Genomic DNA, 13,621 nt, shown 5'->3' with positions numbered 1-13,621 from the left:
CCTCCAACTACGTCTCGTCAACACCATCTGCTGCACCAGACGCTCTCGACGCCTGGCAGGCGGTCTAACCGAACTGTCCGGTGGTGATGCCCCCACCGTGCTTGTCCACGGTGGTTTTCAGTGAGACCGCCAACCCGACCGCGCCGAGGATGATGGCCGCGACGGCGACCCCGCCGAGCACCTTGCCCATGGCGGCGCCGAACCCGCGCACCAGCGCGAATGCGCCGGCGACGCCGCCAACGAAGATGGCGATAATCGCCAGTGGTATCTGTGCCGATTCCCATAGTGACGGGATGGCGGTAAGTAGATCCCCTGCGGCCAAGGTCGTTTCAGTCATTGTGGTTCCCTTTCCTTGTGGCACGGCCGCCGGTTGGGCGTGCCGGTCAGTTCGGTGTTGCAGAACTCCAGTCGGTGGACACCGCCGCCGGGACGAGGCTGTCGTCGGTGGATACCGCTGGTGCTTTATCGATCGCTGCCACGAGCCAGCGCCCACCCACTCCGCGAAGCGTCAAGGGGTAGACCAACGGCGAGGGAGCGAATTGCGAATTCACTGCGGTCACGCGGACCAAAACACGGGCCAACTCGCCATCCGCGGGCACGGACGAGGGAGCTCCGAGTGCAGTTACCCCTTGTATGACAAGGCTTTCGTACGCGTTGCCCAATCCGGCGATCATCGAATCAGTGGTCACGTACTGCTCCACGCCCCCGGCAGGCGTCAGGTACGCCTTCAGGAAACCCGTGGCGGTGCCGTAGGCGGGATCGGCCTCGCTCAACGTGCTCGGGTAGCTCAGCGGCAGGTCTGCGCCCGCGCCCGGGCCACCGATGCGGGCCGGGAAACTTGCAGCACGCGGGCCGAACCGCGACCACAGCACCGGAACCCGGTACAGCGCGCGGTGCGGGGCGGCTGATTCGTATGGCCGCTGGGTCACACCAACAACCACGGAATAGACTTCGGCGTCGGCTTCCTGGCCTGCAACGCCCTCCAGCGACACGGCCACGATCGTGGGAGTGTTGATGACCACGGCCGGGGTTGAGGGCAGCGTCAGGGAAGCTGGATCGACGCTGATGAACTGGCTCAGGCTAGCGGCGTCCTGAGTGTTTGCCTCAAGCCAGACCGCGACGAAATCCTGGGCGAACGCACCGACCACCGCGGACCGATTGACCACCGCCCGTGACGGCTCAGTGAGGTCGGGGTCTGTGGCAAATAAGAACTGCCACAACACGTTCACGCCCGCAAGGGCGGCTAGAAGCAGGACTGCGGGCTTTCCAAATTTCGTCAGCGCACCCTGGGTGCGGCTGATCCGTTGCTGCCAAATGCGGCTCATTGCCATGGGTCATGTTCCTCGCCGCTATACCGGCTTATGGCCGATGATCTTCAAACTTTTGATAGCGAAAGCCGCGTCAACCGGATCGCTGTTCTGTTGCCCACCGCCCAGCACTCCCGGCAGTTGCGGAAGCTCCAGTCCCAGCGGACCGTTCGGTTTCGTCGGTGCTGCGCTGGCACCGCCTTCGGGCTGGGCCGGCGGCCGGGACGTCTCCCGGATCAGCATGCGGATCTTGGATGCCAGCACCCGCTTGATCGGCTGCGTCGCCTCACCGTGGACATTCTTGGTGTCCTGGGTCACCAGAGTCGCCTCGGTGTCGTTGAACGTGTACTGCACGGTCGTGACCACCCGGTACTGCGACCACGGCTTCGACCCGCTGGCATCAGTTCCCACCCAGCCAAACTCGCCCACGATCGCAGTGATCAGGTGAGTGCCCGGCAATTCGATGTCGATGACCTGTCCGTCGCCGCCGCCACGCACACACAGGAACGCCGCGTGAGGATCGGTGCCGGCCATGGTTTGCGCCGAGGTCGAGCCCTCCGCGCACGAGCCCAGGGCATCGGCGGTGAAAGAGATCGGACGGTCCAGGACGGGAGCATGCGCCGGGGCAGGCGCGGCCGAACGCGACGGCGGTAGCGCCACGGCGTCGGCTCCGTTCGGGGCACCTGTGGGCTTGGGCTCATCCGAGCCGTACACAACGACTGCCCCGACGATCGCCACCAACACGGCCACCAGTCCGACAGCACCGAACCCCATAGCGACCTTGCCATCAAACCTGCGGGCCCGCCGCGGTTGCGCCGGCCCGGGCTGACCATCACCAACAGGTCCGGTAAGGGCTTGCCCGTCGACCGGATAGTCGTCGTAGTCGTCATCGGCCACGTCGTCTTCGGGGCCGCCGTGCTCATCCTCTGGGTCGCGGCAATCACCAAATCCCCGCTCGCCGACCGCATCGCAGTCGAGTTCGGGCTCATCCACGTCGGTGCCACCGACCTCAGCCTCTGCGGGAAGCTCGAACGCCGGAGCCTCGGGGAAACCGAACCCATCGTCGTCCTCAGCGGCCAGATCGTTGGACCACTGGTCATTGGTGAGCGTCACTACCGTCTCCGTCCGGTGCCATGTTGCAAGGTCGATGCGCTGCGCGAACTGATCTGACGGCGCTGGCCTCCACGGCTGAATCGCTTCCCGGGTCGGCGGGCCGGTTCGGGCTCTGGAATCTGGTAGACCAGGGCCGCTGGCCACAAGGCAGATCCCCCCACCGGTGAGTAACCACCAGCGACGGTGTTTACCGATGAGTCAGTCCATGGCGTCGCACCGGCCCGGTTGCTGCGGCGCCAAACCCGGCGCACCAAAACCACCACCAACACCACAAAAAGCGAGGCCAGGACGCCAATCGCAACGATTGCGACCAGAAACGCCGCGATGGGGTAGACCATCGCACCGCCCATCGCTACGCTGTCCGTCATGCCCATCATGCTGACAGATTACGCAATAGAAGGCAACACGTAAACACATGGTATTCACATCGAGTGTTGACCGATACGACGAACTACGCCGCGAGTGGATCGCTGAGCACGCGGGCATCTTCTCCATGCAGATACGCCGCGCTGAGCTGCTCAATCGAGGAATTCGCCGACGTGCCCGCGACGTCGCCGGCGCCAGGCCCAGCCCCTACAACGACCATCCCAGTCACCCACTGCTCACCCGAGGCGTCAAGACGATCGAAGGTGTACTGGAGGTCGGCATCGTCGTCGCGGCGGCCGTGCTGGCCCCCATTGGATGGCCGCTGGGCAAGCTGATCTATCACCGCAGCGAAGCACTGATCCCCGACCGGCTACGCTCCTTCCCCATCCCTGCATTCCTCTGGGCGGCAGCTGCATTGGGGGCGCTGTTGCTTCTGCTGTACCGGCCCACGGACACGCTGACAAGCACCGTCCTCGCGCCATGGCTGCTCGCGCAACTTCCAGCAGCATCCCTGACCGCAGGAATCTACGGAATCCTCAACGGCTGGCTGGCAATCGACGGATCAACCGACTGGTGGCCACTGTCCCCCACGGCACCGACTGTGACCCTCTCCCTGCCACTGCTGCCCGACGACATGACCGCACCCTCGCCGTTCCGCACCATCGAACCAGCCGACCCCATCGACCTCACACCGCTAGGTGCGGGCGCGGTGCGCCCGATGCCGCGTTCGGCCAAACTCATCGCTATCGGCCTCATCCTCAACGCAGCAGGAATCCTCTGGACCCTCGCAGCCGTAGGGGTAGGAATCGGAACTGTTGCGGAACAGGCATTCACACCCAGCAGCACTATCGGATCGAGCTACTGATCCGTTATCTGTAACGGCTTACCGCGGCGGCCCCGGATGCCCTTAGGGAACAACCCTCTGAACCGACGCTGGTTGGCGTCGGCTCAAAGGGTTGCGGATCAGAACACCCCATATGTGGCGGTGACAGTCTGATTCGGGACCAGTGTGACGGTCTGATTCGGGACCCACCCGGGCTTCGGCGTGGCGTCAAAATGTACTATGCAGTACAGTACACAACTACCTGACTCGGCTATCATCGGCCGGTCACCTTCGCGGAGTCACTGAAAAGCCCTGTCTGACAGGACTGATCACGCGAAGCATGGTGCGCACTCGCCAAACCGTTCACCCTGTGGACCCCAGAAGGGATCTCTAACATTGTCTCGTTGACTGCGGTAGCGATCGTCTCGGTCGTCGCCTTGCTTGCACCGCTCAGCGTGAGGGTGCTCCGGCTGCCTGTGCCGGCGATCGTGCTCGAGATTCTTCTGGGCGTCATCGTCGGCCCACAGGTGCTCGGCTGGGTACACATGGACGCCGCCCTCGTGGTGTTGTCGACGATTGGTCTGAGTTTCCTCCTGTTGCTCGCCGGGCTGGAAATCGACGTCCGCCATCTGAGAGGGCCACTGCTGCGCCGCGCGTCGGGGGCCTTCGTGGTGTCGTTCGCTCTCGCGGTGGCGGTAGGTGTCGGGCTGGGAATGTTGGGCCTCGCTCAATCACCGGTGCTGATAGCCGTGATCCTCTCGGCAACCGGGCTCGGCATCATACTTCCGGTCCTGAAGGATGCGGGGATCGTCGAAACCCGAGCAGGGCAAGTCATAGTGGCCGGCGCGTCGATCGCCGAGGTCGTGCCCATAGTGCTTCTATCCCTGTTGTTCTCCGAAGACCCGTCGGTCGGGGTTGGGGCCAAGCTGACGTTGCTGGCGGCGTTCCTCGGCTTCGCCGGTGTCGTCATCGCCGTCGTTCTCGGCCTGGAGCGTGCCCGCACCGTCTGCAGGACGCTGCTCGACCTGCAGGACACCACCGCCGAGATTCGAGTCCGCGGAACTGTGGCTCTGCTCTTGGTCTTTGCCTCTCTTGCTTCGGCATTCGGACTCGAGTCGATCCTGGGGGCGTTCCTTGCCGGGGCGGCGTTGACCCTGCTCGACCGCGATGACGATATGACCCACACTCAGCTCTATACCAAGCTGCATGCAGTGGGATTCGGTGTCTTCATCCCGTTCTTCTTCGTTGCAACCGGGGTGTCACTCGACGTTCGAGCACTCATGGACCACGGTTCTTCCTTGGTCAAAATTCCTCTGTTCGTCGTCGCTCTCCTGGTCGTGCGAGCCCTGCCTGCCATCCTCTACCGTCCGTTGCTCGGAAGTGGCCGCGACGTTCTGGCTGCAGGTCTGCTGCAGGCCACGTCGCTCAGCATTCCGTTGGTGGCCGGGGGGATCGGCGTGGAACTGGGCCTGCTGCAACCGGCCAATTACGCCGCGCTGGTCGCAGCTGGTCTGTTGTCAGTCGTCATCTTTCCGCGACTGGCTGTCCTGCTACTGGAACGGAGCGCGAAGGAATCAGCGCCGCCGGACCACAGCCCGTGACGAATCGTCCAGAACAGCAGTGTAGTTATAGTGTGCCACTGCGTAACTCGGCGGTATGAGTCTGGAACGATCACACTGAAGGCGGCCTCGCAGCTACGGCCGCGATTCTGGCCTATGTCATGTGGGTCCGCGGCGACAGGGTGCGCAGTCCGGAAGGCCGGAGAGGGTCGCACTCTTCGACGGTGCGACCCTCACCCCTGGCTGCCGTGGCCCTGCTCGGGGGCGGACGTCCATCCGCGGAACGTGTCGAGCAGGCGCTCTCGGAAGCCAGCGTCGAGTTGATCGGACGGAACCCGCCCCAGGGTGTTGATCGTCGACCGGAACTGTTCGAGGTAGTTGACGCAGCCATCACATTCCAGCAGGTGTGCGTCGAACCTGGCGGCGACGGCGGGATCGAGCACGCCGTCGAGGTAGTCGGTCACCAATTCGACGAGCTGGTTGCAGATGATCGCGTCGGCGTTCATTCCGTTGTCCCAAGGTAGGTTTCCAGCTCTTGGCGAACGACAGCTCTGCCGCGATGCAACAGCACCCGCTGGTTGGCCGCGCTGATGTCCAACAATTGGCATACCTCCTCGGAACTGAACCCCTGTACGTCACGCAGGGTGACCACCTCCCGCTGGCGCACCGGCAGCCGGCTGAGCACCGCGGTGGCGACTTGTGTGAGTTCACGGCCGAGCAGCGACCCCTCGGGTGTGTCCGGAAACGGGGCGGGTGGTTCCTTCCAGTGGCCGGGTAGGGAATCGCCCGCGTCGCGGAACCGGTCCGGATCAACGGTGCCGCCGGTCATGACGCGAACGGCGGTGTCGGCGTGGCGGCGCTCCGCCAGGCCGTGTTTCTTGGCGACGTTGATGAGAATGGTGAAGATCCACGTCCGCAGCGAGGCGCGGCCCTCGAACTTGTGGATGCCCTTGAAGACCGCGATCCACGTTTCCTGCACGACGTCCTCGGCCAAGTCGCGACTGGACACGTATCCACGCGCTACTCGGAGCATCGAGGACCCGTAGAGGTCGAGGAGCTTGCTGAAGGCCTCCGGATCGCCGTTGCGCAGTTGCTCGGCCAGCAATGCCGTGCCCACCGGTTCGAGCATGTCGGCATCCCCTCGTCGGCGGCACGTGAGCGACCGCTACCTGGCCGCCGCGCCTTCGGCACCAAAGTCGCCAGTGAACTGCACAGTAGTCGGCCCTTGTGACGGGTGAAGTCCGACTGACCGAGACGCTATCGTGGACTGATGGCAGCAACGCGGGCGCCCGAGAAGGCGGCAACGGGCGAGAGTCCGAAGCCGTCCTTGTCCGCGCGGGGGCTGCGCAGCCGTGCGGCAATCGTCGATGCGGCCGCGACCATGATGCGTCACGGCGGCGTGGCGTCGACCAGCCTGGATGATGTTCTGGCGGCCGCGGGCTGTGGCAAGTCGCAGCTTTACCACTACTTCGAGGACAGGGCCGACCTCATTCGGGCGGTCATCGACCATCAGGTTGAGCTCATCTTGGCTGCGCAACCGGCGATACATCACGCCGACTCCTGGGCGGGCCTGCAGCGGTGGTCTGAGCAGGTGGTGCAGAGTCATCGTGTCCTGGATGGGCCGTTCGCGTGCCCGCTCGGATCGATGGCCGCTGAACTGAAGAACGATCCCGCTTATCTTCCGCACCTGGACGCCGCCTTCCGGCGGTGGGAGGAGCCGCTGGCGCGCGGCTTGGAGGTCATGCGTGAGCGCGGTCAGCTCACCCGGCAATCGGATCCCGACAGATTGGCCCAATCAATCGTCGCCGCTGTGCAGGGTGGGTTGATGATGGCCCAAATACACGACGATGGAACGGTTTTCGAGGATGCGGTGGAGAACGCACTGCTCTCCTTGCGTCGCAGGGCAACACCGCGGCGACGGACGGTCGCGGCGAAGCGCCGGGCGTAGCGGCATCGGAGGTCGGCTCAGGGCCGTGCAATCGCGATGTGTGCCAGCCCCGACAGGTTGACGAGTACTTCGTGCGGCTTTTGGACGATGACGGCGAGCATGCCCTGGCAGTGCGCGCAACGCAGGACCGATCCGATGGCGGTGACGAAGGCGTGGGCGCGTGCGAGTTCGAATATCTGATGGCAGGTTCCGCATCGTCCGATCGCGGCGGTGATCTCGATGCCGAGGGTGTCGGCGAAGAGTCCGGCGAGCGCGTTTCCGTCGAGGTGGGTCATCCGCTGCCTCCGAAGCGTTCCGTGCGTATTCGGGTGGGATCATGGCCGAGTTGGAGAAGCCAGCCTGCAACCGCCTCGACGAACGGTGTAGGCCCGCAGATGAAGATGCGCGGTATCGCCGCGGCGGGGAAGACGTAACCGGCGACCGACTCCCGAGTCAGTCGCCCGGGCGGACGCGGCGATCCTGGGAAGGATCTCCGGGTGTACACCATGTCGACGGTGGTCTTCGAGAGCGCCGAGAGCTCCTCGGCGAAGACCACGTCCTCGGGCGTCCGGACCGAGTACAGCAGTCGGAACTCGGCATGGTCCGCCTCGTGCTCACGCGCTCCGGCCATCGCGAACAGCGGGACCACGCCGGATCCGCCGGCGATGAGCTGAATCGGGGAACAATCGGATTCTGATGGGATCCAGACGAAGTACCGTCCCAGAGGGCCGTGCACCTCGAGCTCGTCACCCACGGCGAGCTGATGCACGAGGTATGGCGAGACTTCACCTGTGGGGAGTTCCTCGACCGCCAGGATGATCCGAGTCGTCTCGCCAGACGACGCGACCGAGTAGGACCGGGTCGCCTGATATCCGTCCGGGGCGGTGAGTCGGACGTCGAGGTGGGAACCGGCGTGGTTCCCCGGCCAGGTCGGCACGTCCAGTTCGATGCGGACCGCCGACGCGGTCTCTCGACGGCGGCCGGCAACGCGACCGACGTGCCAGCTTGCCCGGATCGCAGACGTCACCAGTAACGTTCCTCCCGCCAGGGATCACCGCGGAGGTGGTAGCCGTTCTGTTCCCAGAACCCGGGGTCGTCGCTGGGCATCATCTGTATCTCGCGAACCCATTTGGCGCTCTTCCAGAAGTAGAGGTGGGGCACGAGAAGGCGCGCCGGCCCCCCATGCTCGGGCGTCAGGGGCTCACCCTCTGCCTCGGTGGCGATCCACGCCTGGCCGTCGAGCAGATCATCGAGGGGCAGGTTGGTGGTGTAGCCGCCGTGGCTTCGGACCATGACGTAGTCGCAGGAGGTCTCGACGTCCTCGAACAAACGGTCCAGGGACACTCCGCGCCAGCCCATGTCGAGCTTCGACCAGTGGGTGACGCAGTGGATGTCGGTGACGATCTTCTCCACCCCCACGTCCTGGAGCGCTTTCCAACCCCATCCATGCTTGGCGCCCGTCTCGGTCGTGATGGTGAACGACCATTCGTCCGTCCCGATATCGGGCGTCAGGCCGGCCGTCAGCACCGGCCAGTCGCCGACGAGCGTCTGGCCCGGCGGCAACCGCGCGTCGCTGGCGCCGCGACGGTTACCAAACCCGCTGTTGACCACTGCCATGGGAATCTCCTTCGCGGGTCACGCGCGTTCTGGGTGTGCTCGTGGGGGCAACGACGGCCACGGGGATACTCGTCGCCGACTCGGTTCTGAGGTGGTCCGAGGCAGACTGTACTGCAGAGTACATATGGCTGTGAAGGCATCGGTGTGCCGCCGCTGAGGTGTGCTGTGCGATCCGGATGAATCCAGAACGTGCGCAGCGGATCGGTCAGACCTGGTAGCGCCGCAGCGCTGCCACCGCGTCGTCGAGCACGTCACGGATGATCTCGATCCGGCCGTGGACCGATGCGAGGAGGTATCCGCCTTGCAGGGCCGCAAGCAGGCCGGCGGCGAGGCGGTCTGGATTGGCGGTCGGGTCCAGCTCACCGCGGTCCTGAATCCGGCGTAGGCCTGCGGCCAGATGTCCCTCCCAGGTGCGGAATGCGGCAGCCAGCGCAGGTCGGTACTCGTGTGAGTTCTGCAATTCGGTGGCCAAGGTCCCCAGCGGGCATGCGAACGGACCGTCCTGGGCGCGTTGTGTGTCCACAACGCGCGATACCCAGGTATCGAGCCCGTCCCATGAATTGATCGCGTCGGCGGCATCCTGGCCGTCGAGTATGACGGTGAGTTCGCGCTCTATGACCGCTCGGACCAGTTCGGTCTTGTCGCGGAAATGGCGATGAAGCTCGCGGGTCTCTGCGCCGGATGCGCGGGAGACATCACCGATCGACGTCGCGGCGACGCCGCGGTGGTGCATCATCGAGGCGGCAGCATTGACGATCGCCGCACGGGCGTGCCAGTGATGTTGGGGGGCCGACGTGCTGTAGGCAGTGGGTGGGTTCGAGGATTCGTTCATCGGAACTCTCCATTCATCTTTCGCGCTGAGATCTCGCCAACCATCGAGCAGTGGCCGGTTGGCGCCCGGTCGTGATGCCACGGTCACGGGCTCGGCTTCACAGGCTTCGCACGATGATCAGACGTAGGTGAGTGTCGGGGTGGGCGGCATCCGTTACACCGAAGCCCTAACCTGGTCCGCCAGACGGCGCCATCGGGTGTACTCTGCAGTACAGTTTGAGCTCGGTCGTATCCCAAAGGGACGAGAAGCACAAGCCATTTCGGGACGAACCTCGATGTATGACATTGCGTGACGCGCCGACGGGATATCCGTCTCTTCGGCATCAGGGGGCGAACTGTTCGATGGAGTCCATTCACCCAACAACCGTCGGGAACCGAGGGAGACACATGCGCACCTCAACCAGAACGGTCTTCCGCGGCAGTAGCGGAGAGTTGGCAGGCAAGCTGGAGATGCCGAGTGACGCCCCGAAAGCCTGGGCACTATTTGCGCATTGCTTCACCTGTGGCAAAGACAACGCTGCAGCAGGCCGGATTTCGCGCGCGCTGGCGAGGCAGGGTATCGCGGTATTGCGGTTCGACTTCACCGGCTTGGGAGAGTCCGAGGGCGACTTCGCCGAGACCGGTTTCAGTTCCAATGTCGAAGATTTGGTGCGCGCCGCCGATCATCTCCGCGACCAGTTCAGTGCCCCGGCGGTCTTGATCGGGCATTCGCTGGGCGGAGCGGCAGTCTTGGCGGCCGCATCTCGAGTCCCCGAGGTTCGCGGGGTCGTCACCATAGGAGCACCGGCCGACCCCTTCCACGTCACCGGCCTGCTGGGTGATGCCCTACCCGCTGTCGAGGCGGGTGAGGCCACCGTATCGATCGGTGGGCGGCCGTTCCGGGTGCGTCGCGAGTTTCTGGACGATATCGCAATGCAACCGCAGTGTGAGCGCATCTCCACGCTCGACGCCGCGCTGCTCGTCATGCATTCCCCGCTCGACGAGGTGGTGTCGGTGAACAACGCGCGGATCATCTTCGACACCGCGCGGCATCCGAAGTCGTTCATCGCTCTCGACGGCGCCGACCACCTGCTCAGCGATCGGGCCGACGCCGAGTACGCGGCGAGCGTCCTCGCCGCGTGGTCGAGCAATTACGTGGCGCACACGACGACCGCCGATCTGAACACTGATGACCCTGCCGACGGTGCCGTGCAGGTCGCTGAGAGCGGACCCGGCAGACTCACCCAGCAGATCAGTGCGCGCCGGCATCGACTGACCGCGGACGAACCCCGCCCCATCGGCGATGACGCCGGCCCGACCCCGTACGACTTGCTCCTCGCCGCACTCGGCGCCTGCACGTCGATGACGGTGCGCATGTATGCCGATCGGAAGCGGTGGCCACTCGAACGTGTCATCGTTGACTCGCGCCACTTCCGCATCCACGCCGAGGATTGCGCGGAATGCGAGACCGCCACGGGGATGGTCGACCGGATCGAACGCGATATCACCCTCGTTGGCCCGCTCGATGCCGATCAACGCGCCAAGCTACTCGACATCGCCGACCGATGCCCGGTGCATCGCACCCTGCGCTCTGAAGTGTCCATCCATACCGCGCAAGCACGAGCCGACCAAGACAGAGGCTGATATGAGTGAAGATTCGGAATTCGACGTAATCGTCATCGGCGGTGGCCCCGGCGGCGCCTCAGCGGCGCAATACCTCATCGCCGAAGGGCTGGAGGTGGCTCTTGTGGAGGAGCGCCTCATCGGTGGTGAATGCCATTACTGGGCGTGCAATCCGACCAAGACACTGCTGCGTCCGATCGAGGTACTGGGTCTGGCGAAGGCCGTTCCCGGCGTCCGGGAAACCGTGGGGCCGGGGCAGTTGGACGTCGCCGCCGTCTTCGCCAAGCGCGACGCGATCGTCGATCATCTCAACGATGAGGGCGTCACCGCGGCGCTGCAGCAGAGCGGGCTTACGGTGCTCCACGCCCAAGGTCGGCTCGCCGGTGCCCGGGAGGTCACCGTGACCCACCCGGACGGCCGTGAGGAGACCGTCCGAGCGCGGCAGGCGGTCGTGCTCGCCACCGGAACGCGCCCCGCCATCCCCGATGTACCAGGACTGGCCGAGGCGCGCCCCTGGACCAACCGCGAGCTGGCCGGCATGACGCATGTGCCTCCACGAACCCTGATCATCGGCGGTGGGGTCGTCGCCGTCGAGTTCGCCACCATCCTCGCCGGCCTGGGCTCCAAGGTCACCCTGCTCGCACGCGGCAACACCCTGCTGCGCAACTCCGAGACCGTCGCCAGCGAGATGGTCACCGAGTCGTTGCGGCGCAACGGGGTTGACCTTCGCTTCCATGCTCGTCTTTCCAGCGTGAACCGACCCGTCGCGGGCGGCGCGGTCATCGCCACCGTCGGCGACGAGAGTTTCGAGGTCGACGAAATCGTCGTAGCCGCGGGACGTGTGGTCAACACCGATGCCCTCGGTTTGGAGACCGTCGGTCTGAAGGGCGGAGAGTTCGTCACCGTCGACGACCACCTGCAGGCACTCGGAGTCGACGGCACCTGGCTGTACGCGATGGGCGATACCACCGGACGCGCACTCTTATCGCACCTGTCTCAGTATCACGCAGTCGTCGTCGCCGACATCATTGCCGCCCGCGCACGAGGCCGCCAGCTCGGCGTCGATGAACTCATCGCCCGCGACCGGCACAACCTTCCGCAGGTCGTCTACACAGACCCGCAGGTCGTCGAGGTGGGACGAACCGAAAGCCAGGCGCGCGCCGACGGATTCGCGGTCACGACGACCACCGCCCGGTACCCGGAGGCCGTGCCCGACCTCGCCATCTTCCGCGACGGCTTCGACGCCTGGGCGAAACTGGTCATCGACGCCGACACCGACACGCTGCTCGGCGCAACGTTCGTCGGACCCGAGTTCGCCGAACTGGCCCAAGCGGCCACACTCGCGATCGTCGCCAAGGTGCCGGTCGAGACACTCCGCCACGTCGTGGCGCCGCATCCGTCGATCAATCAGATCTGGAACCCTCTCCTCGCCCGACGAAGGGAACCGACCCCTCCCGGCTCGTCCGGTGCTGCATTGTCGTGAATCACTATCTGTTGCAAGGGAAGAAGGATTTCTGCACGATACCAAAACACCGGCGGGAGCCGCGTTCGACGTCCATACGCACACCATCATGGTGACGGCCTTTGTGCTCTCCGGAGGAGGAAGTCTGGGCGCGGTGCAGGCTGGGATGCTCCTCAGTTTGTTCGAGGCGGGCGTCACGCCGGACATCATCATCGGCACATCGGTGGGTGCAGTCAACGGGGGGTGGGTGGCCGCCCGTCCCGATGTCGATGGAACCACGGATCTGATTCGGGTATGGCACTCATTGTCGCGGCGGGACGTATTCCCCACGCGCTTCGGTACCAGCGTGCTCTGCATCTTCGGACAACGCCGACACTTCGCTTCTGGTACCGGATTACGACGAATCTTGCGACAGCATCTACGCTTCCAGTTGCTCCAAGATGCTCCCACGTCTTTTCATTGCGTGGCAACCGATGTGCTGTCCGGGGAAGATGTGCTGCTCTCGTCGGGCGACGCGGCCGACGCCATCGCAGCAAGTGCAGCCATACCTGCGATCCTCCCGCCAGTGCGTATCGACGGCCGGGACCTCATGGACGGCGGGGTCGTCAACAACACCCCGCTCTCGCATGCCGTGGGGCTCGGCGCCGACGTCATCTACGTGTTGCCAACCGGCTACGCCTGCGCCCTGCGGTCTGCACCCAAAGGCGCCTTGGGTTTGGCAATGCACGCAGTGACGATCGCGATCAATCAGAGGCTCGCCAACGACGTCGATCGCTTCGAGAGCATTGTCGACATCCGCGTCGTCCCACCGCTTTGCCCCGTGCGCGTCGCGCCAACTGACTTCTCCCAAGCCGCGTTGCTGACCGAACAGTCCCACGCCGCAACCCACGACTGGCTGCGGCGTGCACGCCATTCGGTCGGGCAGGCCGCACTGTTGGAACCACACCGCGACCACTGATGAACCGGGCAGGTCCGGTACATGTGGCACGCGATACGGACGCCCGCTGGTGGCAG

15 protein-coding genes are annotated in these 13,621 nt (G+C 64.9%); 6 read left to right on the top strand and 9 right to left on the bottom strand.

Annotated features, from left to right (window positions below; translation table 11 throughout):
* Window positions 1-64 precede the first annotated feature (64 nt).
* From ACXYX3_RS27420 to ACXYX3_RS27410, 3 genes are read right to left on the bottom strand one after another with little or no spacing between them, the layout of a single operon-like run.
* Window positions 65-337, bottom strand: a complete 273-nt coding sequence (locus tag ACXYX3_RS27420; RefSeq protein ID WP_046364557.1) for a hypothetical protein — start codon at window positions 335-337, stop codon at window positions 65-67.
* Window positions 338-383: 46 nt separating this feature from the next.
* Window positions 384-1,331 (bottom strand): conjugal transfer protein, encoded by a 948-nt coding sequence (locus ACXYX3_RS27415; RefSeq protein ID WP_083128793.1) that lies wholly within the window; start codon window positions 1,329-1,331, stop codon window positions 384-386.
* An 18-nt stretch (window positions 1,332-1,349) separates the two neighbouring features.
* Complete coding sequence (locus tag ACXYX3_RS27410; RefSeq protein ID WP_458612296.1) at window positions 1,350-2,564, bottom strand: hypothetical protein; 1,215 nt, start codon at window positions 2,562-2,564, stop codon at window positions 1,350-1,352.
* 271 nt (window positions 2,565-2,835) lie between these two features.
* Here ACXYX3_RS27410 and ACXYX3_RS27405 point away from each other — a divergent pair, with 271 nt between their 5' ends.
* Together ACXYX3_RS27405 and ACXYX3_RS27400 are read left to right on the top strand one after the other, a co-directional pair.
* The gene (locus ACXYX3_RS27405) at window positions 2,836-3,651 is read left to right on the top strand and encodes a hypothetical protein (RefSeq protein WP_068920311.1); all 816 of its coding nucleotides are present in this window, start codon (window positions 2,836-2,838) and stop codon (window positions 3,649-3,651) included.
* A 362-nt stretch (window positions 3,652-4,013) separates the two neighbouring features.
* Complete coding sequence (locus ACXYX3_RS27400) at window positions 4,014-5,210, top strand: cation:proton antiporter (protein WP_458612295.1); 1,197 nt, start codon at window positions 4,014-4,016, stop codon at window positions 5,208-5,210.
* A 191-nt stretch (window positions 5,211-5,401) separates the two neighbouring features.
* Here the strand turns inward: ACXYX3_RS27400 and ACXYX3_RS27395 are convergent, their stop codons facing one another.
* Together ACXYX3_RS27395 and ACXYX3_RS27390 are read right to left on the bottom strand one after the other, a co-directional pair.
* Window positions 5,402-5,674, bottom strand: coding sequence for an anti-sigma factor family protein (locus tag ACXYX3_RS27395; protein ID WP_458612294.1), 273 nt, complete (start codon window positions 5,672-5,674; stop codon window positions 5,402-5,404).
* On the bottom strand, window positions 5,671-6,297 hold the full coding sequence (locus ACXYX3_RS27390) for an RNA polymerase sigma factor (protein ID WP_202375170.1): 627 nt from the start codon (window positions 6,295-6,297) through the stop codon (window positions 5,671-5,673). The genes ACXYX3_RS27395 and ACXYX3_RS27390 overlap by 4 nt, the downstream gene beginning before the upstream one ends.
* Window positions 6,298-6,438: 141 nt before the next feature.
* Between ACXYX3_RS27390 and ACXYX3_RS27385 the strand changes: the two genes are divergently transcribed.
* Entirely contained in the window at window positions 6,439-7,116 is a 678-nt protein-coding gene (locus ACXYX3_RS27385) for a TetR/AcrR family transcriptional regulator (RefSeq protein WP_458612293.1), read from the top strand.
* 17 nt (window positions 7,117-7,133) lie between these two features.
* Here ACXYX3_RS27385 and ACXYX3_RS27380 read toward each other — a convergent pair whose 3' ends face one another.
* The 4 genes from ACXYX3_RS27380 to ACXYX3_RS27365 form a co-directional block, all read right to left on the bottom strand.
* Window positions 7,134-7,391, bottom strand: a complete 258-nt coding sequence (locus tag ACXYX3_RS27380; protein WP_458612292.1) for a DUF6510 family protein — start codon at window positions 7,389-7,391, stop codon at window positions 7,134-7,136.
* Window positions 7,388-8,122, bottom strand: coding sequence for an FAD-binding oxidoreductase (locus tag ACXYX3_RS27375; protein WP_458612291.1), 735 nt, complete (start codon window positions 8,120-8,122; stop codon window positions 7,388-7,390). Before ACXYX3_RS27375 ends, ACXYX3_RS27380 begins: the two co-directional genes overlap by 4 nt.
* On the bottom strand, window positions 8,119-8,712 hold the full coding sequence (locus tag ACXYX3_RS27370; protein ID WP_458612290.1) for a molybdopterin-dependent oxidoreductase: 594 nt from the start codon (window positions 8,710-8,712) through the stop codon (window positions 8,119-8,121). The genes ACXYX3_RS27375 and ACXYX3_RS27370 overlap by 4 nt, the downstream gene beginning before the upstream one ends.
* Before the next feature lie 205 nt (window positions 8,713-8,917).
* Window positions 8,918-9,544 carry a TetR/AcrR family transcriptional regulator gene (locus ACXYX3_RS27365; RefSeq protein ID WP_458612289.1) on the bottom strand — a complete coding sequence of 209 codons (627 nt, stop codon included), beginning with the start codon at window positions 9,542-9,544 and terminating at the stop codon, window positions 8,918-8,920.
* 386 nt (window positions 9,545-9,930) lie between these two features.
* Here ACXYX3_RS27365 and ACXYX3_RS27360 point away from each other — a divergent pair, with 386 nt between their 5' ends.
* The 3 genes from ACXYX3_RS27360 (at window position 9,931) to ACXYX3_RS27350 (ending at window position 13,565) form a co-directional block, all read left to right on the top strand.
* A complete protein-coding gene (locus tag ACXYX3_RS27360; RefSeq protein WP_458612288.1) occupies window positions 9,931-11,166 on the top strand; it encodes a bifunctional alpha/beta hydrolase/OsmC family protein in 1,236 nt (411 codons plus the stop codon).
* A 1-nt stretch (window position 11,167) separates the two neighbouring features.
* A complete protein-coding gene (locus ACXYX3_RS27355) occupies window positions 11,168-12,628 on the top strand; it encodes a dihydrolipoyl dehydrogenase family protein (RefSeq protein WP_458612287.1) in 1,461 nt (486 codons plus the stop codon).
* A gap of 88 nt (window positions 12,629-12,716) precedes the next feature.
* A complete protein-coding gene (locus ACXYX3_RS27350) occupies window positions 12,717-13,565 on the top strand; it encodes a patatin-like phospholipase family protein (RefSeq protein WP_458612286.1) in 849 nt (282 codons plus the stop codon).
* Window positions 13,566-13,621: the final 56 nt, after the last annotated feature.

The sequence above is a fragment of the Mycobacterium sp. Panama NTM2 genome, from assembly GCF_054355555.1.
Note: the sequence above shows the minus strand (reverse complement) of the source record. Positions and strands in the feature narration are given on the sequence as shown.